This window comes from Flavobacteriales bacterium, from assembly GCA_016704485.1.
Taxonomy (GTDB): Bacteria; Bacteroidota; Bacteroidia; order Flavobacteriales_F; family PHOS-HE28; genus PHOS-HE28.
In genome coordinates this window covers 339,036-362,358 of the sequence record JADJAA010000002.1, presented here as the reverse complement: position 1 = coordinate 362,358, position 23,323 = coordinate 339,036, and the positions used below count along the sequence as shown (strand labels likewise).

Here is a 23,323-nt window from a genome sequence, read left to right as displayed (position 1 = left end):
ACCTAATAAGTAGATACTCGCCCGCCTCTTAGCACCGTGAACAACCCGGTAGGACTAGGATAAGCGATCGCATCACCATAAAGATCGAAGGTATCGATATTGGCCTCTGTTCCGAACCGTTCCCGTTTACCATCCACTATACCGCGTAACTCACGGTTCAGGTCCAGGTATACAAGTTTGCTGCCCACTACTTGCCATCGTTCCGGAACGTACGCTTCCACTAGGATGACCTCATTGCCATTGAACATTTTCAGATCACCTTCGTCCAAATAAAGAAGGATCTCGTCCTGCACCCAATAACCGCTTGGAATATCAGTAGTGAGTCGCTGCGTAACACCATTCTTCCAACAGCGCAGCCCACCCGCACCATCCACCCACGCAAAGATACCGTTTCCCGCTTTTGCACTTACTGGGCGCAATTGGCTAAAGACCATATCCGTTGTTCCATCGTTCACTTTGAATTGGTTGGACCTATCGTCCCAATAACCAACAATTCCATCACCAACACTCACAATTCCAATATCTGTGCTATCGCACAGGACCTGTAATTCACCTTTCGCGAACCGCCATATTATTCGGTTCGCTCTATCCAGGATCACAACTTGACCTCCCGCATGACTCCATTGTGGTTTATCCGTTGCTACTTGCACATCGACCAGTGTTTCCTCGTGGTTCCGCCACCAAACTGATATCGTCTTCTTTGCTGAATCCAAGTAGACAATGGAACTATCTGATACTGTGAATTTTGCAACCCCGGTCGAGATCACTTTAACACTTCTGGATCGAACCGTTTTCAACGTATCGGCCTTCAGCCATGCGATGCGACGACCAGTTCCTTTTACCTCCCCTACTCCGTTGGGTTCAAGGAGATGCAAACTGTGCCCTTCGATCGTGAAGATCTTCAACGCTCCATTGTGATCCAAATAGACCAGTTCGCCATCCATGGCAAAGGTCTTTTGAGCTGGTCTCGGCTCCAATTTTTCGAATCGTTCATTGGCGAACACCATGAAGCGTTCATCCTTCGAGGTGAACGGAACGGGCACTTGCGCTCGAAGTGCGACCGCTGTTATGAATAGCAAAAAGCCCAACCATGCCTTTGCTCTTAATGATACTGATCGTTCTTGTTCCATGTTCGGGAATCGTGCTAAGTTCGTGAAAATGGCCGCTTGTACCGCGGGACAAATAATGATCATCCACTAGCCTACCCGTCGAAACCACGATCTTCGCAACATGACGCTTGAACATGGATGATCTATTTGCCCGGTTCTTAAGCTATATCTTTCCGATAAGGACCCATACAGCAAATGGGAAATTCGGACCGTTGGAAATACGGTGGGAGAACGGACGAAAAGTTCTCAATTCGGCTAATGGTAACCAATCTTTCGGCAGTTTACACCGTGTTTGGCAGAATACGTTGCATGAGGTATTCAAAGACCTACGACCAAAAACCGTACTAATGCTTGGTTTTGGTGGCGGTAGCGCGGCCTATATTCTTCGGAATGAATTGGATTCCAAGGCATCTATCACTGCCATTGAGCTGGACCCCTGTATGATGGATCTGGCGACCAGCCATTTTGGTGCGGATGGTATTGAAAAGTTCACCATGATCCAAGGGGATGCAGTTGTCCGGATCCATGCGATAAAAGAGCGCTTCGACCTCATTCTTGTGGATCTATTCGAGGATCTGGACCTCGCTCGTGGCGTTGATACGAGCGGGTTCAGCCATGGTCTACGGGACCGCTGTGAGCAAGGTGGAATCGTGTGTTTCAACACCGTGGCATATGATGAAAAAAGCGGTAACAGAAGCCAAAAGATCGCAGATCATTTGGGGCGCGTATTCAATACCGTTACCGAATTTCGTTATGAAGGCGTGAACCGGATGTTCATAGCTGATCGATAACCTGTACAACTATTTGGCGATCGGTTCCGTCAATGGTCCGAAATTTGTCCTCTCGCGCACGCATGTTCACTATTACGCAGATCCAACGACCGTTCCGGTTCTTGCTCCTCCTTGGAGCTGGCCTGTTCAGTGCGGTCGTGGTTGCGCAACCAACGTGTTCCTTTTCTTTAGGCAACGATACCACGGTTTGTCAAGGCCAGTCCGTCCCGTTACAGGCTCCACCCGGCTTCTCTTCCTATTTGTGGAGTACAGGTGACCTAGGAGATAACATCTCAGTGAACGCATCGGGAGTCTATTGGTGCCAAATTTCATACCCTTCTGCCGAATTAATAACCAATGGGAATTTCAGCGGCGGAAATACTGGCTTTACCTCCGACTTCACTAGTTCGACCAACCTACAGGTCGTTGGGAACTATTACGTTGGCACCAACGCCGCTGATTATCACCCGTTATTCGCAGGGTCAGGTACCGGAAATTTAATGATCGTGAACGCCGGTCCGGCTTCCGCATTGGACAATGTATGGTGCCAGACCGTATCCGTCTGTGGCGGTCAGACCTATACATTCAGCTATTGGACACTTTCGGTCTCCAATTCGACACCTGCTCGTTTACAATGGCATATCGATGGTACCGCCTTAGGCCCGCAAGTAACGCTTCCAATATGGGCGAATGGTTGGCAGAACGTTACACAAACATGGACCACTGCACCAGGACAGACCTCTGCAACGGTCTGCTTGCGGGCAATGAGCGGTGATGCGGTCGGCAATGACTTTGGACTTGATGATATTTCATTGACAGGCACGGTGGTCCTGACCGATGATATCCTCGTTACCGTTACGCCGTTGCCGGTTGTTGACCTCGGACCGGATGCTACACTATGCACCGGGCAGTCATTAACGCTCGATGCGGCAGTTCCAGGCGGGACCTATCTTTGGCAGGATGGCTCCACGGGATCTTCATTTCCTGTAACAGGACCTGGAAATTACAACGTCACGGTTACCGCGAACAATTGTTCAGCCAGTGATGCGATCACTGTTGCTTATGATCCCTCACCAGCGGTCGACCTCGGGCCTGATACGACCTTGTGTACTGGACAAACACTATTACTGAATGCGAGCAATCCCTCCGCATCCTACACTTGGCAAGATGGATCGGGCAATTCTAGTTTCAACGTTTCCGCGCCGGGTATCTATAGCGTGAACGTGCAGATGAATAATTGCTTCGCGAGTGACCTCATCGAAGTATTCTACAGCCCTTTACCGGTGGTTGATATCGGCCCGGACACCGCGTTATGCGCTGGCCAAGCGCTTCTGTTGGATGCGACTACGCCTAATGCTTCATATGTGTGGCAGGATAATTCCACGAACGCAACATTCAATGTTACCACTGGCGGCATGTATAGTGTGGACGTGACGGTGAACGGATGTTCTACCACGGACATGATCAATGTCAGTTATAACCCTTTGCCAATAGTTGACCTCGGACCGGACCAGACCGTATGTCCGGGTTCCAACGTACTCTTGGATGCCACGGCTCCAGGTGCAACCTACCTCTGGCAGGATGGCGCATTGACCCCGACCTATACCGCCTTTACCCCTGGTCTTTATTCAGTGGATGTAACACTGAACAATTGTACATCGAGCGATGCATTCACCTTGTCGCATTATGTGTTGCAAACCGTGGACCTGGGTCCTGATATTACGATCTGTCAAGGTGCCACAACTTCTCTTTCCGCATTAATTCCGGGTGCCACATTCCTATGGAGTACGGGGGAACTGACCAATTCGATCACTGTTGGCAATGCGGGGATCCATTGGGTAGATGCTACCTTGAACGGTTGCGTAGTTCGAGATTCAATAACCGTATCCGTAACTCCGTTGCCGGTGGTGGATCTTGGGTCGGACGTTTCGTTATGCCAAGGTTCAACAACCACTCTTACGGCACTGGTTCCGGGTGCCACATTCGTATGGAATACGGGAGAACTGACCAATTCGATCACTGTTGGCAATGCAGGGATCTATTGGGTTGATGCTACCCTGAACGGTTGCACGGGGCGAGATTCCATAGCCGTATCCGTAACCCTGTTGCCGGTGGTCGATCTTGGACCGGACGTTTCATTCTGCCAGGGTTCCACAACTTCTCTTACTGCATTGGTTCCGGGTGCTACGTTCTTATGGAATACGGGAGAACTGACCAATTCGATAACGATCGGCACTGCTGGAACATACTGGGTGCAGGCAACACAGGGGACCTGCACGGCAACTGATTCAATAGTCGTAACTGTTGCGCCTGCTCCGGTTGTTGATCTTGGAGTTGACCAAACATTATGCAACGGCACATCAGCCACGCTCGATGCTACTTGGCCTGGTGCTTCCTACCTCTGGAGCAATGGAGCTGTTACTCCAACCATTACGGCGAGTGCTTCAGCTACGCATAGCGTCATCGTCACCGTTGGTAATTGTGCGGCGTATGATACGGTTGTTGTGAACGTGATCACCGCAACACTCGTGGATCTTGGTCCGGATGTTTCGTTGTGCCAAGGCGAAAACGTATTGCTCGATGCAACCACAGCCGGTGCAACCTACTTGTGGAGTACAGGAGCCATCACCCCAACGATCACTACAGCAACCTCAGGAACCTATTGGGTGCAAGCGATCCAAGGAATTTGCACCACGACTGATACTGTGGTAGTGACTGTTGCGCCTGCTCCGGTTGTTGATCTTGGAGTTGACCAAACATTATGCAACGGCACATCAGCCACGCTCGATGCTACTTGGCCTGGTGCTTCCTACCTCTGGAGCAATGGAGCTGTTACTCCAACCATTACGGCGAGTGCTTCAGCTACGCATAGCGTCATCGTCACCGTTGGTAATTGTGCGGCGTATGATACGGTTGTTGTGAACGTGATCACCGCAACACTCGTGGATCTTGGTCCGGATGTTTCGTTGTGCCAAGGCGAAAACGTATTGCTCGATGCAACCACAGCCGGTGCAACCTACTTGTGGAGTACAGGAGCCATCACCCCAACGATCACTACAGCAACCTCAGGAACCTATTGGGTGCAAGCGATCCAAGGAATTTGCACCACGACTGATACTGTGGTAGTGATTGTTGCGCCTGCTCCGGTTGTTGATCTTGGAGTTGACCAAACATTATGCAACGGCACATCAGCCACGCTCGATGCTACTTGGCCTGGTGCTTCCTACCTCTGGAGCAATGGAGCTGTTACTCCAACCATTACGGCGAGTGCTTCAGCTACGCATAGCGTCATCGTCACCGTTGGTAATTGTGCGGCGTATGATACCGTTGTTGTGAACGTGATCACCGCAACACTCGTGGATCTTGGTCTGGATGTTTCGTTGTGCCAAGGCGAGGATGTTATGCTCGATGCAACCACAGCCGGTGCAACCTACTTGTGGAGTACAGGAGCTGCTACCCCAACGATCACGGCAGCAACTTCAGGAACCTATTGGGTGCAAGCGATACAAGGGATATGCACGACTACCGATACAGTTGTAGTTACCGTTGCACCAGCTCCCGTTGTTGACCTTGGAGTTGATCAAGCGTTTTGCAACGGAACTTCTGTAACACTGGATGCTACTTGGCCTGGTGCTTCCTACCTCTGGAGCAATGGAGCTGTTACTCCAACCATTACGGCGAGTGCTTCAGCTACGCATAGCGTCATCGTCACCGTTGGTAATTGTGCGGCGTATGATACGGTTGTTGTGAACGTGATCACCGCAACACTCGTGGATCTTGGTCCGGATGTTTCGTTGTGCCAAGGCGAAAACGTATTGCTCGATGCAACCACAGCCGGTGCAACCTACTTGTGGAGTACAGGAGCCATCACCCCAACGATCACTACAGCAACCTCAGGAACCTATTGGGTGCAAGCGATCCAAGGAATTTGCACCACGACTGATACTGTGGTAGTGATTGTTGCGCCTGCTCCGGTTGTTGATCTTGGAGTTGACCAAACATTATGCAACGGCACATCAGCCACGCTCGATGCTACTTGGCCTGGTGCTTCCTACCTCTGGAGCAATGGAGCTGTTACTCCAACCATTACGGCGAGTGCTTCAGCTACGCATAGCGTCATCGTCACCGTTGGTAATTGTGCGGCGTATGATACCGTTGTTGTGAACGTGATCACCGCAACACTCGTGGATCTTGGTCTGGATGTTTCGTTGTGCCAAGGCGAGGATGTTATGCTCGATGCAACCACAGCCGGTGCAACCTACTTGTGGAGTACAGGAGCTGCTACCCCAACGATCACGGCAGCAACTTCAGGAACCTATTGGGTGCAAGCGATACAGGGTTCGTGTATCACAACTGATACTGTATTGGTAACAGTACTAGCAACCGATCTTATTGATCTTGGTGCAGATCAACTTCTATGCAATGGCGAAACTTCGATATTGTTGGATGCAACAGTAGCGGGTGCCACCTATTCTTGGAATACGGGGGCCATCACATCAACCTTGCTCGTTTCAACGAGCGGCACCTATGCAGTTGAGGTCACGTTCAATAGCTGCTCCTCTGTGGATACTGTGCAGATCGAATTTGGAACATTGACCATCGATCTAGGTCCCGACACTGTGCTTTGCCCGGGAGCATCCTTGGTACTTGACCCTGGGTTAGCGAACGGGACAAACACATGGAACGGCGCGATCGCTGGTTCATCATTCACTGTCCTGGATGCCGGAACCTACTGGGTGGAACATGTGCCGATCGCGGGTTGCTCCGCAAGTGATACCATCGTTGTGACCTATGCACAAGGCAATGCGTTGGATCTAGGTCCGGACCTTCAGTTATGCGACGGAGAATCGACAACATTGGACGCCACACTACCGGGCGCTACCTATCTCTGGGAGAATGCATCCACTAGTGCAATGCGTTCCGTGAGTACGACCGGTACCTATTCCGTAGTTGCCACTGTTGGCCAATGTGCTTTGTATGATACGGTGAGCGTTGTGTTCAATCCACTTCCATTGGTTGAGATAGGACCTGACACAAGTATTTGCCCCGGAACAACAACCACCTACGATGCCACTGCTGCCGGTGGTATCTACCTGTGGAATGACGGATCGACCGGAGCAACTTACACTTCGGGGAATGCAGTGAACGTGAATGTTGAAGTTACTGTTAACGGGTGCACCGTGACGGACAATGCCGTGATCACGATCCTGGATGAACCGATCGTTGAACTGGGTACCGATACAACATTATGCGAAGGCACATCGCTTCTATTGGATGTAGCACAAGCTGGTGCCACATATTTGTGGAGCACGGGAAGTACACAGCCTGCATTGACGATCGATACGGATGGGACGTATTCCGTGGAGGTTACTCAGAACGGATGTATGGTCACGGATGCAATTGACGTAGCTGTTTTCATGACCTCGACGTTCAGTATTGGAAATGACGTTGTGCTCTGCCCGGGTGAGTCGGTTATCCTTGATGCTACACAGCCGAATGCGCAGCACACGTGGAGCACGGGTGCAAATGCCGATGCGATCTCGGTCAACGGTGAAGGGATCTATTGGGTGAATGTGGTCATGGCCGGGTGTAGTGCGAGCGATACCGTTGAAGTACACGTCGTTGATCTTACCACACCGGACCTTGGTGCCGATATCATTTCGTGCGAAGGGCTTACTGTTCCCCTTTCCGTAGACCCTGGAGATGTGGAGGTATTATGGTCGACCGGCTCAACGCTATCTGCGATCGATGTGGATACCGAGGGTTCCTATTCCGTCACCTATTCGTTGGAAGGATGCACCGCTACGGATGTGATCAACATCAGCTTCAATGACAGCATAACTTCGCTGGAGATCGGCCCGGAAGCCGTGATCTGCCCGGGCCAATACGTGAACTTGAGCGTAACGGAGATCAACGGAATAAGCTACCTCTGGAGCAACGGATCCACATCGCATAACACGACCGTGGATGCAGCAGGAACCTACACTGTTTCATTCACTGGCCAATGCGCTTTCGGCACCGATCAGATCGAAGTGTTAGTAGGTGATTGCGACATGTATGTTCACGTTCCGAATGCCTTCACGCCGAACAACGATGACATCAACGATGTGTTCCTTCCAGTGGTCAGTGGTAATGTGGAGAACTACAAATTGGAGATCTTCGATCGGTGGGGTGAATTGATCTTCACAACTTCGGATCCAACCATTGGATGGGATGGATCAGTAAAAGGCACGATCGCCCAGGATGGCGTGTACGTATGGAAGATCAACTACAGGATGGGCAATGTTCCTGCAGCGAATTCTGAACGGATCATTGGGCACGTTACCCTACTCCGTTAAGTTCTCTGCTTCGTCGAACCCTTCCTGTTTCCAAATGAATGTGTTCTCGCTTATACTGAAATAAGCGAAACGTTCATTTTGTTCCACCCGTGCAATTCGCGGCTGGATCAGTTCTACTTCATCGAAACCTAAAGGGACCACAACTACACCTTTCAGGTCCAGCAGGCCAGTTCCACTGTCCGATCTTGCAACGAGGTAACCGTCCTTAAGGTCCAACAGATCCGTGTATTGCAATTGGATCACTGTTTGCCCTGTGCTGTCGATAGCTCCGAAATATGGTCCGTTCTTCACACGAGCCAGTCCATCGACCATCTCCCAGGCCAGATCGTACTTATCACTGATCAACACCCTGCCAGTACGATCCGCGAATCCCCATTTGGTCTTCTTCTTGAATGGTATCAGCGCTCCGGTGGCTTGGCCAACATCGGCATTTTGTAAAGCAATGATCGGTTTACCACTCGTATTGATCAGTCCCAACTTGCCTTTCTCCTGCACTTTGGCCAGGCCGTTATGGAAATCGCCCCAATTAGCAACTCCTGTGGGGGCTTCGTATCTGATAGGGATCACGAGCGTTCCTGTGATATCCGCATAACCACATTTCTTGTCCTGCACCACGAGTGCCAATCCGTCCCGAAAAGGACCAACGTGATCATAGGCCAATAGCAGGATCAGATCACCATAAGGGCCAAGTAGCCCTAGCCGACCATCCAACCGTACGCGTGATGTTGAATTGGTGAATCCTTCGATCCAATCATACTGGAATGGAACGACAATATTCCCTTGAACATCGATCACTCCGAACTTCCCATCCATTCCCACAACTGCCAAACCATTTCGGAACGCACCAGCACTGTTGTAACGGAACGGGATCACCTCCTCGCCACGCGTGTTGATATAACCGAACAACCCATCCACGGATGCGAAAGCAAGTCCTTTTGAGAACTCGCCAACATCATTGTACATCAGCGGTACGACCAGTTTTCCCGAAAGGTCCACAGCACCAGATCGCCCATCGCGCTCCACGGTCATTAATTTCTCCACCGGATCCACTACTTCATCATATTCTATAGGAACAACCTGCGTTCCGGATCGATTGACCGTACCCACCAATTTATTCTTACCGACCAGCGCTTGACCTCCCTCGAAGGGTTCTGCGAACTCATATTGCGCATCGATGCGAACAGTTCCTGCATCATCAATATAACCCCACAATTCTCCCTGTTGATAAGGTAGCAAGTGCAAGCTCGCTATCTTGTAATCCTCTGCCAACTCGTTCAAATAAGGATAATCCGGATTGGCTTGAATGAATGCCGTTATGCTGGCGGCACTAAGATCACGTGTGCTGATCGCATATATCCTTCGCCAAGCTTCTTCAACCTGCTGACTCGTTGGATACGTTTTAATGAATTTCCTATACTCCGCTACGCTCCCTGTGGGTGTACTTATGCGAAGGACTTCTTCCTCGGCCTGCTGCACATACGGATTCTCAGGATGGTCCTTGATGAAGGCCAAGTAGGATGCCAGATCACCGATCCTCGTTGCTTCCGAATAGACCGCTTCATCCAATCGCTTCCGTGCTTCATAGGATTGACGTGCATTCGGATACTTCTCCAAGAAAGACCGGTAAGCCGTTGATGAACCCTTCGCCTTCACCTCATCAAAGGCTAATTCATCACGAAGTGCGATCGCCTCAAGTACATGCGAACTCTTCTTGTAGGTGGTGATGAACTTATCGAATCCAGTGATGGAATTCTGGCCCAACGCTTTTTCCCATGCTAACCCGAAAACGCTTTCGCGTTGAGCCAACAAAGCCGCGTTATCGACTTTCACCTTCGCCAATTTACTTCGTTCCTTATCCGAAGCAAGCGTAAAAGCGGCATCGGCCCTTTCAATGTATATATGGGATGAATCCAGTTGAAAGAACGGATTATTACTGCGCCCTGTGATAACACTTAGACCATACCAAGCACCGGCGGGATGCTTCTTGATCTGTTTAATGAAAAGCTCCTTCGCACGAAAATAATCGTGTTCAGCAAGTGCTTCAAATGCCCGCTCCAGTTTACCTGCGAGCACTGGACCAGAAACGAAAAACACCAGTGCAACCACTCCCGCACGGACCAAATACTTGAACATTGGCCACAAAGTTAGCCGCGCACCGATCGATCTTTCCGATCTTTGCACTCCTGCATCGACCATTGATCGTTGATGGACGAAAGCACCCGACGTATCCACACCATTCTTACCCCACGCAATGCTCGAACAGCATTGGTGGTGATCGCTGTGATCACAGCGATCATGGTCTTCGCGTTGCGTAACGCTAAGTTGGATTATGATTTCGAGAAATTCTTTCCAACCAACGATCCGGAACTTGAGCGTTACAACGCCTTCCGAAAAAAGTTCGGTGGCGATAACGATTTCCTGATGATCGGCATTCCGCGTGAAGCAGGTATCTACAACGTGGAGCTGCTTTCCAAGGTGGATTCATTGACCTCTGCTCTGGAACGCCTGGATAATATCAAAAAGGTGAGTTCTCCTACCCGCCTGACCGAACCGATCATAACGCCCATCGGTGTATTCCAGACCCCGTATCTCAGGTTCGAAAGCGACAGTACGTTAACAGCTGACTCGACCCGTATCGCGCAGGATCCAAGGATCCACGGCACATTCTTCTCCGAGGACGGAAAGGCCATGTTGATGCTGATCGATGCCGGAACGGGACTATCGAAATTGAAAAGCGACGCGTTGCTCAAGGATGTGGAACAAGCCATAAAAGCAAGTGGATTACAGGACGTGCAATTGGCCGGAAGGATACACGGACAGTTCCACTACATACGGATGATGTTGGAAGAGTTGATCCTGTTCCTGACATCGGCCATCGTTCTTCTTGCGATCTTTCTTTGGTGGGGCTTCCGATCGTTGTGGGGAGTATTGGTTCCGATCGGTACGGTTGGTCTAGCGATCCTATGGCAAGTTGGTGCCATGACCTTGATGGGGCAACCACTCAGCATCCTGACCATGTTGCTACCGACGATCCTTTTCGTGGTGGGCATGAGCGATGTTGTGCATATCCTCGAACACTACTTGGATGAGTTGAGAGCCGGTCTGCCCCGAAGGGAGGCGATCGCACACACCTACAAGCATGTTGGGCTACCCACATTCCTGACAGCATTGACCGCGGCTGTAGGGTTTGCTACGTTGGGTGCGGCCAATATCCAGCCATTACAGGAATTCGGATGGTTCACAGCGATCGGCGTCATGCTCACCTTCCTGATCGCATTCACCCTTTTACCCGCGATCCTGATCTTCATCAGCCCTGGAAAACTATTGCCTGTAAGCGAGAAGCCTTCACCATGGGATAAGCGGCTGCCCAGGTTATTCCAATGGACAATTCGCAACAGAAAATCAATACTGATCGGGTTCTCCTTGATCATAGTGGCAGGCATCCATGGCATGTCGAAGATCCGTGTGAATACGTTCCTGCTCGATGCGTGGCCCGAAGAAGAAAAAGAACGACTCGGCGTGCGGTTCTTTGATCGCCAATTCGGAGGTGTACGGCCTTTTGAACTAGAGATCACTGTGCAGGATACGACCAAAGGGATCTGGGATCATCGCGTGCTCGGTGAGATAGAGAAAGTGGAGCAAAAAGCAATTGATCTTTACGGTGCAAAGGGTGTTCTATCCCCAGTTACTGTAATGCGATCATTGAACAAAGCATTCAATGGAGGGCAACGGGAATACTACCGCATACCGGATAGTACCGAAACATTGCGCATGGTCGGCAGAGCGAAAATGCTGAGCGGAGCCTACCTCGGATCGATCGTTTCAGCAGACCGAAGTATGGCGCGATTGAGCGGTCGTATGCTGGATGATGGCAGTGCAGTGAACAAGGAACGCAACGTCGAATTCGAGAAGTTCCTTGAAGAGCACACTGACCCGGAACTTGTGAAATTCCACCTCACGGGCATGGCTTACCTGATCGATCGGAGCAATGAAACATTGAGTACCCAACTATTAGGAGGAATGGGGCTTGCCATCGTGATCACTTCGTTGATCATGCTATGGTTCTTCCGAGATCCGCGCATGGTGCTTGTGGCGTTGATCCCGAACTTGATCCCATTGCTTTTCGTTGCAGGGGTGATCGGCTATTTCCACATCGACCTGAAAGTAAGCACAGCGATCATTTTCTCCATCGCATTCGGGATCGCGGAAGATGATACGATCCATATGCTCGCCAAATTGAGACAACAATTGCGCGCTGGAAAGTCACCGATGTATGCACTGAAACGCACGTACCTCACCACAGGAAAAGCAGTCACTGTTACAGGATTGATGCTACTATCCGGCTTCGTTACCTTGATGCTTTCCAGCTTCGGAAGCATCTTCGACATGGGACTACTGGTGACGCTTACTCTCGCATTCGCGTTGGTCACGGAACTCTTATTGATGCCCGTTCTGGTCATGTTGATCAGACCAAAGGGCATCACTAAAAAAGGCCATTAGAACATTGAATCGTACAAGCCTTTGAAGTCAGGTGAGTCCATGAAATAGTCCTTTCCCAATTCCACGTACTTCTTTGCCTCGCTTTTGTTACCCTTGGAGTCCTGAAAATCCGCAAAGCGGATGATCGCATTCTTCAATAACTTCTTTTGGTCGGGTGGCAACGTATTGAGGTCACCGGCATCGGCGATGGCCTTATCGAATGCCTTAACGCTCAGATCACCTTCCTTGGCCAAATTGCTTTTGTATTGTGTGATGGACAATAACAACCATGGTCCCGGATTTTCCGGGTAATAACTCGTCATTGCATCAAAGATGCTTTTTGCTTTACTAAGTCCTTTCGGATCGTCCAACCAATTCTCCCCTTCCTCGGCGGCCTTGGTATTCAGATCTGCCCAATAATCCTCGTAGTTGCTGAAGAACTCGTTCTCCTTATCCTTCTTGCGGTACTTTTCCGCGTATTTCAATGCGTCCTTGGATGCCTTTGGGTAATCGGTCTGGTATTTTTCATCCTTGGTCATCTCGAAGTAGCTCATGCTCATATACAAGTATGGTAGCGCGTCCTTCTTGGTGGCATCGCTCAGGGTATACCCTTCCGCTTTATCCAGAACTTTCTCATATTTCTCGTCCACGAACATCACGAGAAGGTCTTCGTAAACGTGTTTCTGCGCTTGTACACTCAAGTGGAACAACGCTAAGGGTGCGAGGATCAGGAGCTTATTCATCATTCTAATTTATTCGTTGCATATCAAAGGCAATGAACATGCCGAAGATAGGATCCTTTCGGAAAAAATGCATGATCCTTTTCAAAACCTGAACTTAGCGACCTGAAATTTCCTCCGCATGCGCATCGATATTCTTACCGCAGTACCTAAGTTGCTCGACAGTTGGTTCGGGGAGAGCATACTTCAGCGTGCTCAGAGTAAAGGCTTGGTGCACGTAAAGGTCCACGACCTTAGGGATTGGAGCACGGACAAGCACCGCAGGCTGGATGATGCTCCGTTCGGCGGCGGTGCGGGAATGGTCATGTCCGTGGAGCCGATCCATCGTGCAATTGAGCAACTGAAAAGTGAACGATCCTACGACGAGATCATCTACATGAGCCCGGATGGTGAGCTACTTGACCAAAACCTTGCTAACCAACTGAGTCTGAAAGGCAACCTGATCCTTTTGTGTGGGCATTACAAGGGCGTGGATGAGCGAGTTAGAGAGAATTTGATAACACGTGAGATCTCGATCGGAAACTATGTACTTAGCGGTGGCGAGCTGGCTGCAGCAGTTCTGAGCGACTCCATAATACGCTTGATACCAGGCGTATTAGGTGATGAAACATCGGCCTTGAGCGATAGTTTCCAGGATGGTCTGGTGGCACCGCCGACCTATACCAGACCGGCTAATTACAACGGATGGACCATTCCGGAAGTGTTGGTAAGCGGCCACCAGGCAAAAGTTGATGCTTGGCGCCATGAACAGGCGTTGGAGCGCACCCGGGAACGACGTCCGGGACTCCTTTCTGAAAAAGGTGAGGGGGACCCTGCTGTAGATCGCTGAAATCTCCGTACGTTTGCGGCCCCAAATCCGGAGACCGAATCCCCCGAACCTGTCGTGGGCGCTGGGTAACCTCCCTAATAATACATCAAATGGATAGGATCAAACAACTCGAGAAAGAGTACGCCCCACTGCAGGAACTTGCCGCTTTCAAGGCAGGCGATACCGTTACCGTTCACTATAAGATCGTAGAAGGCACCAAAGAACGCATTCAACAGTACCAAGGTGTGGTTCTCCAGCGCAAAGGTTCTGGAAGCACTGCCACTTTTACCGTTCGCAAGATCAGTAACAACATCGGTGTAGAGCGGATCTTCCCAATAGCAAGCCCATTCATCGATAAGGTCGAAGTGAACAAGCGTGGTGATGTGAACCGTGCCCGGATCTTCTACTTACGTGAACTTCGTGGTAAGAGCGCCCGCATCAGCGAAAAGCGCCAATCCGCCGGTAAGGACGAGAACAACAAGGAACAAAAGATCAAAGTTGCCAGATCCGAAAAGCCGAAAGCGGCCAAGAAAGAAGTGGCGAAGTAATATAGACCCGTTCAAAAGCAAAAGCCTCCACCATTCGGTGGGGGCTTTTTCTTTAGGTTCGATCAGTGTTGCCAGTGATACATTCACAGAATAGGTATCATGATCAGTGCAAATACTGGATATTTTCTCTTCTGACGTTCCATACGATCATACATCGCATGCTAAGCCCATCTAAGTAGATTCTACGCACTGCGTTGATCATCTCAACGAAGGCGCGATAATGTACGATGCTTCGTTACGATCCAACTATGCAGATCGATCGATCCTCCCACTCAAAAATATCCACGGAATTACACCAACTCCTTGTTCCGGTTCGGGATATCCTCCTTATTGAATGACACGTTCTCGTCCTCTTCCTTGAGCTTCATTACAAGTGCCAATGCATCCGGCACCACGTCGCTACAGAGCACTACGAACGCGCCTTTGGGGGCCGTTGCGATCGCATGCCTTATGGCTTCATCCTCCTTCTTGATGATCGTATATTTTTTCTTCGGATCAACTTCGTGGATGCCTTTTACCAATAGTGCAATGATCTGATCATCGCTCTTGCCACGGAGGTTACGGTCCTGGCGGATGATGATCTCGTCGAACATTTTGGCACTCAATCGTCCTAGGTTTATCGTATCGTCATCGCGCCGGTCCCCTACTCCTGCGATCACACCGATCTTAGGGCTAGCAGATACTTTTTCCACGAACTTTCCGAGAGCCTCGAAACCATGCGGGTTGTGCGCATAATCCACTACTACTTGGAAATTGCGGAATTGGAACATGTTCAAACGACCCGGAGTTTGAGCCGGTGAAGGAACAAAGGTTGCTAGTGCTTGACGCAGTTCTTCGATCTTAACGCCTTGCACATAAGCAGCCAACACGGCTGGCAATACGTTCTGGATGTTGAATACCGCTTTACCTCCGTAGGTAAGCGGCACGTTCACGGCTTTTTCGATCCGCAGTTTCCATTCACCTTTGCTTATTGTGATGTAACCGTTCTCGTAGATAGCGGCCAAACCACCGAGCTTACAGTGTTGGCGTATGAGTCGGTTCTGCTCATCCAAACTGAACAACGCGATCTTACTGTCACATTGCTTGCGCATGGCCATTACCAATTCATCATCAGCGTTCAGGATCGCATAGCCATCCTTTCTTACGCTTCTAGGTACAATGCTTTTTACATGTGCCAATTCATCCAACGTATTGATATCCTTCAACCCTAAATGGTCGGCGGCAACATTGGTGCATATACCTACATCGCAATGCTCGAACCCAAGACCGCTGCGTAGCATACCACCACGGGCAGTTTCCAATACGGCCATGTTCACCAGCGGATCCTTCAGAACGAATTGCGCACTGAGCGGACCGGTGCAATCGCCGGTCATCAACAAACGGTTCATGATATAGACACCATCACTGCATGTCATACCTACTTTGAATCCACTGTTGCGCATAATGTGCGCGATCAACCGTGTGGTCGTGGTCTTTCCGTTCGTACCAGTGCATGCAATGATGGGTATTCGACTAGGCGCCCCGGGCGGAAAGAGCATATCCACAACCGGCTCGGCCACATTGCGCCCTAGGCCTCCAGTTGGATCGAGATGCATGCGGAAACCAGGTGCTGCATTCACTTCCAGCACAGCGCCTCCATTCTCCGTAAGCGGCTGTGTAATGTCATCGGTCATGATGTCGATGCCACAGATGTCCAGGTCGATGATGCGACTGATCCGCTCTGCCATGAACACATTGAACGAGTGTACTATCTCAGTAATATCATCCGCGGTTCCGCCCGTGCTCAAGTTAGCGGTCGCTTTCAAATACACCACATCATCTTTCTTCGGTACCGATGTGCGGGTCATACCCTCACGGGCCAGCAGCTTTTCCGTGTGATCATCTATATCGATCTTGGTCAGCATTTTTTCATGACCATAACCACGGCGTGGATCCTTATTCACCTCTTCTGTTAGTTCCTCGATGGTACTCTTGCCATCGCCTATAACACAAGCCGGAGTGCGTTTTGCAGCTGCAACGAACTTATGGTCGATCACCAGCAATCGATGGTCCAGTCCGGTGATGTATCGCTCCACGATAACGCTGCGACTGATGTCCTTGGCTTTATGTAGGGCTACAACGGCATCTTCCCAGGTCTTGATGCCGATCGTTGCACCTCTACCGTGGTTTCCGCCTATCGGTTTTATCACACAGGGGTAACCCACCACTTCAATGGCATCCTTCAGCCCTTCCTCCGTCCGTACGACACGGCCCTTTGGTACTGGGATCTCATAACTCTCCAGTAATTGCTTGGTCTCTTCCTTGTCGCATGCTATTTCCACACCGATGTTGCTTGTATGGCTGGTGATGGTCGCGCGAATGCGCTTCTGATGCACGCCATGGCCCAACTGTACCAAGCTCTGACCATTCAACCTGATGTAAGGTATACCTCTGGCCACGGCTTCTTGCACGATGCTTCCGGTACTGGGTCCTAAACGGGATTCTTCCCGTAGTTCCCGCATCTTCTGAATATCCTCCGCCAGATCATATTTCTCACCGCTGATCAAGGCTTCGGCAATGCGAACAGCAGCCTTAGCCGCATAAAGCCCTACAGGTTCCTCCACATAACTGAAAACAACGTTATAGACACCATCCTGGCCGGTACTTCGTGTACGACCGAATCCGGTGTCCATATCGGCCAAGGTCTGTATCTCCAAAGCAATGTGCTCAATGACATGCCCCATCCACGTACCGCGCACGATGCGTTCAAAGAAACCACCTTCATGTTCTTCGCTACAACGATGCGAATACAGCGACGGCATCATTTCCTTCATCCGCTCATAGAACCCCGGTATCTTATCCGTTGGCCGTTGCTCCAGATCCTCGATATCAAGACGCATGATAATAAGGTTGTGACGCCGCACGGACCAATGGTTTGGGCCTCGCATGGCCTTAAGTTCAAGAATGCGCATGTATAACGGGTTATCGCGTGAATTTAATGCTTTACAACGTGGGATCGTGCTTGTGCATAGTGGCATCTACGAGCACTTTTCCTCCCACAACGGCGGAAGATAGGTGACAGGTCGGTGTTCATCAAAACTTCACATTCAGTTACCATATATATTGGAACCTTCTATTTTCGCCCCGTCCAAGGTGATGGAGTGTTGGATAATTATCCTTCGTTCCATGCCCTGACCGTAAGGATCAAGTTGTTGTAAGACTTATCATTCATCAATTGTCGAGCATTTCGGCATCAGGGGGCGGGGGATATCAACATGAATAGGGCACCCAAAGGAAAGTTGATCGCAATAGGCGGCGCTGAGGATAAAGGAACTGCTGACGCTCCTGGCCACAAAACACTTCACGCCTTCATAGATGACAGTATTCTTCGGCGCGTGGTTGACGAAGCCGGTGGGTCAAGTGCCCGGATCGCGCTGATAACAGCTGCGAGTATGATCCCCGAAGAAGTTGCGGAGAACTATTTGGAAGCATTCAAGAAACTAGGCGTTACCGATGTAGATGTTTTGGGGATCAGGGATCGTTCGTATGTAAAACCCGATGTTGTGAAACGATTGGCCCGCTGCAGTGCTGTTATGATGAGCGGAGGCAATCAACTTCGGCTTACAACGATCTTCGGAGGTACTGCTTTTCTGGAATTGATGAAACGCCGGTATATCAACGAGACCGGTTTCGTGGTGGCGGGAACAAGTGCAGGTGCTATGTGCATGAGCAGTACCATGATCTACCAAGGGCACAGCTCCATTGGTCTGATAAAGGGTGGTGTAAAAATGACCACAGGGGCTTCATTGATACATGATGTAATAATCGATAGTCACTTCGTTGAGCGCGGGCGGTTCAGCAGACTTACACAAGCCGTTGCCGGTAACCCGAATGCAATTGGTATTGGACTCGGAGAAGATACCGGCGTAGTGATCACGGAGGGCAATATGCTAGAGACCATTGGAAGCGGACAGGTAATGATCTTCGACGGTCATGATATTATGTATAGTGATCTTGCGGATGTGGATGAAGGAAGACCCTTCAGCGTTGAAGGCATGAAATTCCATATAATTTCCAAAGGGTATTATTACAGCTTGGAAAGTCGTCAGTTCGCCGCCGTCCGTGTTAACGTCAAGGGCTGACCTAGCGTGTAATTCATCCGTTCATCTGCGCTGGGTCTGCGATTCTTGATCATTCCTGAATAGTATTTCGTTACGATCCGGAACTCTGCCTTTTCCAGGATCCAAAGCAAGAACATCACTATGAGCGATCTATTGACCGGTATTCTGAGCAACGTTACACCTTCGTTGGTGCAAGGCGTGGCCGGCAATCTCGGAGAAAGTGAAATTGGAGTAACCAAGGCGATTGACGGAATGGTGCCGACCATGTTGGCCGCAATGATCGGTAAGAGCGCTAATAGCGGCGCCATGAACCACCTGTTCACTCTGCTCACTGACCCTAAGAGCGGTGCTTTGCTTGACAATCTTGGGAACAGCATCAGCAATGGTTTTTTCAAGCGAGCAGCTGGTAACAATGATCTCGTTGGCGGTTTCCTGAAGAGGCTTTTCGGCGATAGGTCGTCCAACGTCATAAGTTCTTTCAGCAGCCTGAGTGGGCTGAAAACCCGTTCTGCCGGCCCCGTGATGAACATTGCAGCGCAACTGGTCATGGGCCACTTGAGCAGATCGATGACGAGCAATGGATTTGAGGTCGGGTCTTTCATCGGATTGCTGAATGAAGAGAGAAGCAGCATCATCAAGGAATTACCTCTAGGCATCAGCGGACTTTTAGGGCTCGATAATAACCTGGACCCGACGGACGCACCGGTACGAAGCAACAAGACCGCTCTGATCATTGGTCTTGTTGGGGTCGGTCTGATCTCGTTCTGGATCTGGGATCGCTACGATGAACCAGCGGTGGAAATACCACTATTGCAGAACTCAGAACTGACTATCGACCCTACCGACACCACTACCACGAACGCTGTTGTTGCAGTACAAAAGAATGTACCGGGCTGGTTCCATAAACTGGATAACGGATACGAGCTGATCGGTGATAGTGCGGGTATCGAACGAAACCTCTTTCAATTCATTTCCAGCAATAAAGTGGTGGATACGACCTCATGGTTCAACTGTGACCATATCGTATTCCAGGAAGAAAGCACAGCGCTCGACATGGACCAGAGCAAGGACCAATTGAACAACATAGCCGCGATCATGAACGTGTTTCCGGATGTTGAATTGAAGATCGGTGGCTACACCGATAGCAGGGGTAGTTCTACCGAGAACCAAAAGCGTTCACAGGAGCGAGCAGATGCGGTACGTACCGCATTGGTCAAATTGGGTATTCGATCCACACGCATAGGATCGGAAGGCTATGGGGACCAATACCCGGTTGCCGGAAACAATACGGAAGAAGGTCGATCACAGAATCGCCGTGTTGCGATACGCGTTACTGCGAAGTGATCTGTTCTAGCCGTTTTGTCGTGGGCTTTGTGGGGTGCAGGGTCGCCTGTGGCAGACCCTGCACAGGTTTAGAAGTAGTTTTTGGGAAAACAGTTTAGTCGTGGGCGTTGAGGGGGTGCAGGGTCGCCTGCGGCAGACCCTGCACAGGTTTAGAATATGAAGCTCTCACAAGCGCGTGCGGACGCTGTCTACACGGCATTGATCACTATTGGTGTGAGTTCCAAACGCATGGAAGCGGAAGGCTACGGTGACCAATACCCCGTTGCCGGAAATAATACGGAAGTCGGTCGTTCGCAGAATCGCAGGATCGCGCTGCGTGTTACTGCGAAGTGATCTATTTAACCAGTTTTGTCGTGGGCTTTTTGGGGTGCAGGGTCGCCTACAGCAGACCCTGCACAGGTTTAAAAAATCAAAAAGGTTAAGCTCATGTACGCATAGTAAGCCCGTAGAAGAATGACCCACGAGATTCAAATCGAAAAATACGAATTACACAACAAGCGCCTCAAGGCTCGTACGGTGTTCGCTCCACTTTGCCAATGTGCGTATAAACGATCCAAATGGCTAAGTCTTCCCATTGTATATCATAGACTAGCTCTTTTGCATTTACCGTTTCGTTCGCAACTTTTAAGTACATGCCCGACGCGCTATCTATAACAAAGGAATGAGCACCACCGTCGTACAACATATACTTCCTTAATCTGTCTGCAGGATAACAATACAACTCTATTGCAACACTATCTGGTGCTAACCATGCGTGATGTCGAATTAGGTGCTTAAATGCCTTGTCTCTAAATGGGGCATCCTCGGCCCCTAAATCAGTTGTTAAACCATTGGAATTGCGTTCAGCACCGGAAGCGCTCAGGCTATCAAAATGAGCTTGCAAACAATTGAAAAGTAGCGCAAATGATTCCCGGTCTAAAGTTCTATTCACTTGTAATTCTGGATAAACAGAATCGAGCACTGCATCTCGGTTATATAACTTTACCACAGATACATCGGGTAATGTCCACCAACCCTTGCCAGAATAATACATACTATCAATTAATTGATGCATAACTACCATATTCAAACCATTCATTGGGCGTGGTCGATAAAAAATTGGTAACCAAAACAGTTCCGGCCTAGCAATGTCCAAGCCATCAGGAACTAATTCCCCCCCATCAGGTGCAGATTCTTTATGGTAGATTCTTGAAGGACGATAGCGCTTTGCGACAATTCTACCTCCAAAAAACAATTCTGAAATACGAGCAAACGTGGAATCATTATACACATGCTTGGCCTTAGGCGAATCTATAATGAACCGTCTTCGACCTGGCATGCGAACTCTCGAACCAATTCGTTCTTCGAATTTACGTATTTCGGAACTATCGACACCCAGTTTAGGCATAGAGAGTGCAGCATTGATTAAATCAGTGTTGCACAATAAATCATTTTGATAGTTTCTTTCTTGGTTTACTGAACAACCCAAAATCAAAACCATACAAGTAGCTGCAAATAATAATTTAACGCCGTACTTACTCATGGCTCTACTCGAGATAAAACACGCTGTTGTGCTTCTTTGATTCGGTCTTCTTTCCATTTATCACGTGGAAATTCCTTTTCTTTTCCATCAGTTTGCACAATTATAGTCTTGTTATTCTCCTTATCTGCTTTTTGATGTGCAAAGTCAAATAGTTCAAGACCATGTGTATTAAGTGGAACTGTACGAGACCTATCATTAACATACCTGATTTGACCAGCACTAGAAGAATACATGAATGTGAAGTATAAATCCCCGAGTAATTTGCCTATAATACCTTTGTCTCCACTTTTCGGGAAAATAGAGTCAAAATCGGTTGATGCCGGAATTGAAGAATCATTATCAAATTCTGCATTTGGAAGTCCCAAATCCACAAGCCTAAATCCTAAAAAAGGTTCGTTTCCACCCGTGCCTTCTTTAGGATCTATAGCAAGGAAAGCACCACCCGATATCTCTTCATTGCGATACCGTAACAATTCACCGTTGCTCAAGGAGCTGCGCAGAGCAATCGTATCGAATGCGCGCACCGGATAATTGTTCAACATGCCCCCGTCTACGTATAAACCTTGGTAGGCCAAGTTTTGGGCTTGGTCGCCCTTACGCACGCCTCCTTCAATATATACCGGCTTAAAGGCAAATGGTATGCTCATGCTCAGCGCTACTGCCTCCACAACAGGAAAATCAGGCGTGTGCCAAACCGAAAAATACCTTGGCTCGTGTCTCGAAATATTCACACCAGTAAGGACAAGGTCAACGCCAGTAATATTGTAGAATTCTTTGAATGACATGTCCCCATCTGGTGCTTCGTAGTTTTTGTATGCTTTGAAACGGGCCGCTACGAGTTGTGTCTTTATTAGTTCTCGGAAAAAATCTCGAGCAGCAAAGCCTGAAAAAAGACCACGATTTAACAGAAGACTGTGCAGGTAGGCAGCAGCATCGTTATGATGCTTGAATTCGACATTACGATTCGTTGGATAGGCATACGGAACTGGAAATGGCATGGGTAGTCTGTCGAACCCGATACTCCGTTGTTTATCTGACTGTAGGTCATCTCTCAAAACCAGACGTTTAAGAATATTCGCCCACTTACGATAGTATTTTGTAATCGGGAAAAAATATTGATGTAACCCATCTGCAATGAACCCTTTACCCCAGCGTTTAAGCATGCTCAGTACTTCAGGGTAATTATCCCAATTGTGTTCACTACGCTCCTCTCCAAATTTGTCTGGCCTATAGACACGGTTTGCCGTAGAATTCGGAGCATCGAAGAACTTTTCAGTAGCGCTCCATTTTTCGGCAGAGCCTTTGGAGTCTCCATGATCGATTATAACATCATGCATTCTAAACCTCTGCAGGCTCTAGTATTGCATCGTCACTAAGGAACTATTTTCTTAGATGTCGATAGATCACTGAAGAGAACTGAGCCAAGCCAGGGGTGAACCAACTCCGCAGCTAGGGTTAAAGCCCTAAGAGACTTAGGGGTACCTCTGGCTTTCTCAGGTCTAAGGCTCGGATAGAATGCTAGGCGTAAGGGCCTATTAGAGTCATGGAGCATCGGACCTGTCGCT

14 protein-coding genes are annotated in these 23,323 nt (G+C 49.4%); 8 read left to right on the top strand and 6 right to left on the bottom strand.

All coding sequences use genetic code 11. From position 1 onward, the window contains the following. Nucleotides 1–2: 2 nt before the first annotated feature. Entirely contained in the window at nucleotides 3–1,130 is a 1,128-nt protein-coding gene (locus tag IPF95_12650; GenBank protein ID MBK6475539.1) for a hypothetical protein, read from the bottom strand. Between the two features lie 113 nt (nucleotides 1,131–1,243). Here IPF95_12650 and IPF95_12645 point away from each other — a divergent pair, with 113 nt between their 5' ends. Both IPF95_12645 and IPF95_12640 read left to right on the top strand, forming a co-directional pair. After that, on the top strand, nucleotides 1,244–1,900 hold the full coding sequence (locus tag IPF95_12645; GenBank protein MBK6475538.1) for a methyltransferase domain-containing protein: 657 nt from the start codon (nucleotides 1,244–1,246) through the stop codon (nucleotides 1,898–1,900). A 62-nt stretch (nucleotides 1,901–1,962) separates the two neighbouring features. Continuing rightward, the gene (locus IPF95_12640; protein ID MBK6475537.1) at nucleotides 1,963–8,217 is read left to right on the top strand and encodes a gliding motility-associated C-terminal domain-containing protein; all 6,255 of its coding nucleotides are present in this window, start codon (nucleotides 1,963–1,965) and stop codon (nucleotides 8,215–8,217) included. Here IPF95_12640 and IPF95_12635 read toward each other — a convergent pair. Further along, a complete protein-coding gene (locus IPF95_12635; protein ID MBK6475536.1) occupies nucleotides 8,206–10,350 on the bottom strand; it encodes a WG repeat-containing protein in 2,145 nt (714 codons plus the stop codon). The genes IPF95_12640 and IPF95_12635 overlap by 12 nt on opposite strands. A 72-nt stretch (nucleotides 10,351–10,422) precedes the next feature. Here IPF95_12635 and IPF95_12630 point away from each other — a divergent pair, with 72 nt between their 5' ends. Next, nucleotides 10,423–12,717, top strand: coding sequence for an RND family transporter (locus tag IPF95_12630; protein ID MBK6475535.1), 2,295 nt, complete (start codon nucleotides 10,423–10,425; stop codon nucleotides 12,715–12,717). Here IPF95_12630 and IPF95_12625 read toward each other — a convergent pair. Next, on the bottom strand, nucleotides 12,714–13,442 hold the full coding sequence (locus IPF95_12625) for a hypothetical protein (GenBank protein ID MBK6475534.1): 729 nt from the start codon (nucleotides 13,440–13,442) through the stop codon (nucleotides 12,714–12,716). The genes IPF95_12630 and IPF95_12625 overlap by 4 nt on opposite strands. A gap of 115 nt (nucleotides 13,443–13,557) precedes the next feature. Here IPF95_12625 and trmD point away from each other — a divergent pair, with 115 nt between their 5' ends. Continuing rightward, complete coding sequence (gene trmD / locus IPF95_12620; GenBank protein ID MBK6475533.1) at nucleotides 13,558–14,265, top strand: tRNA (guanosine(37)-N1)-methyltransferase TrmD; 708 nt, start codon at nucleotides 13,558–13,560, stop codon at nucleotides 14,263–14,265. A gap of 89 nt (nucleotides 14,266–14,354) precedes the next feature. Next, nucleotides 14,355–14,792 (top strand): 50S ribosomal protein L19, encoded by a 438-nt coding sequence (rplS, locus tag IPF95_12615; protein MBK6475532.1) that lies wholly within the window; start codon nucleotides 14,355–14,357, stop codon nucleotides 14,790–14,792. Between the two features lie 290 nt (nucleotides 14,793–15,082). On the opposite strand, the gene cphA is transcribed toward rplS, so the two are convergent. Then, nucleotides 15,083–17,743 carry a cyanophycin synthetase gene (gene cphA / locus IPF95_12610; protein ID MBK6475531.1) on the bottom strand — a complete coding sequence of 887 codons (2,661 nt, stop codon included), beginning with the start codon at nucleotides 17,741–17,743 and terminating at the stop codon, nucleotides 15,083–15,085. A gap of 303 nt (nucleotides 17,744–18,046) precedes the next feature. On the opposite strand from cphA, the gene IPF95_12605 reads away from it, so the two are divergent. The 3 genes from IPF95_12605 (at nucleotide 18,047) to IPF95_12595 (ending at nucleotide 20,569) form a co-directional block, all read left to right on the top strand. Further along, nucleotides 18,047–18,913 (top strand): cyanophycinase, encoded by an 867-nt coding sequence (locus IPF95_12605; protein MBK6475530.1) that lies wholly within the window; start codon nucleotides 18,047–18,049, stop codon nucleotides 18,911–18,913. 120 nt (nucleotides 18,914–19,033) lie between these two features. Next, the gene (locus IPF95_12600) at nucleotides 19,034–20,236 is read left to right on the top strand and encodes an OmpA family protein (GenBank protein ID MBK6475529.1); all 1,203 of its coding nucleotides are present in this window, start codon (nucleotides 19,034–19,036) and stop codon (nucleotides 20,234–20,236) included. A gap of 156 nt (nucleotides 20,237–20,392) precedes the next feature. Next, complete coding sequence (locus tag IPF95_12595; protein ID MBK6475528.1) at nucleotides 20,393–20,569, top strand: OmpA family protein; 177 nt, start codon at nucleotides 20,393–20,395, stop codon at nucleotides 20,567–20,569. Between the two features lie 169 nt (nucleotides 20,570–20,738). On the opposite strand, the gene IPF95_12590 is transcribed toward IPF95_12595, so the two are convergent. Continuing rightward, nucleotides 20,739–21,758: a hypothetical protein gene (locus tag IPF95_12590; GenBank protein MBK6475527.1), complete on the bottom strand. Its 1,020-nt coding sequence runs from the start codon at nucleotides 21,756–21,758 to the stop codon at nucleotides 20,739–20,741. Beyond that, a complete protein-coding gene (locus IPF95_12585; GenBank protein ID MBK6475526.1) occupies nucleotides 21,755–23,095 on the bottom strand; it encodes a patatin-like phospholipase family protein in 1,341 nt (446 codons plus the stop codon). The genes IPF95_12590 and IPF95_12585 overlap by 4 nt, the downstream gene beginning before the upstream one ends. Between the last annotated feature and the right edge of the window lie 228 nt (nucleotides 23,096–23,323).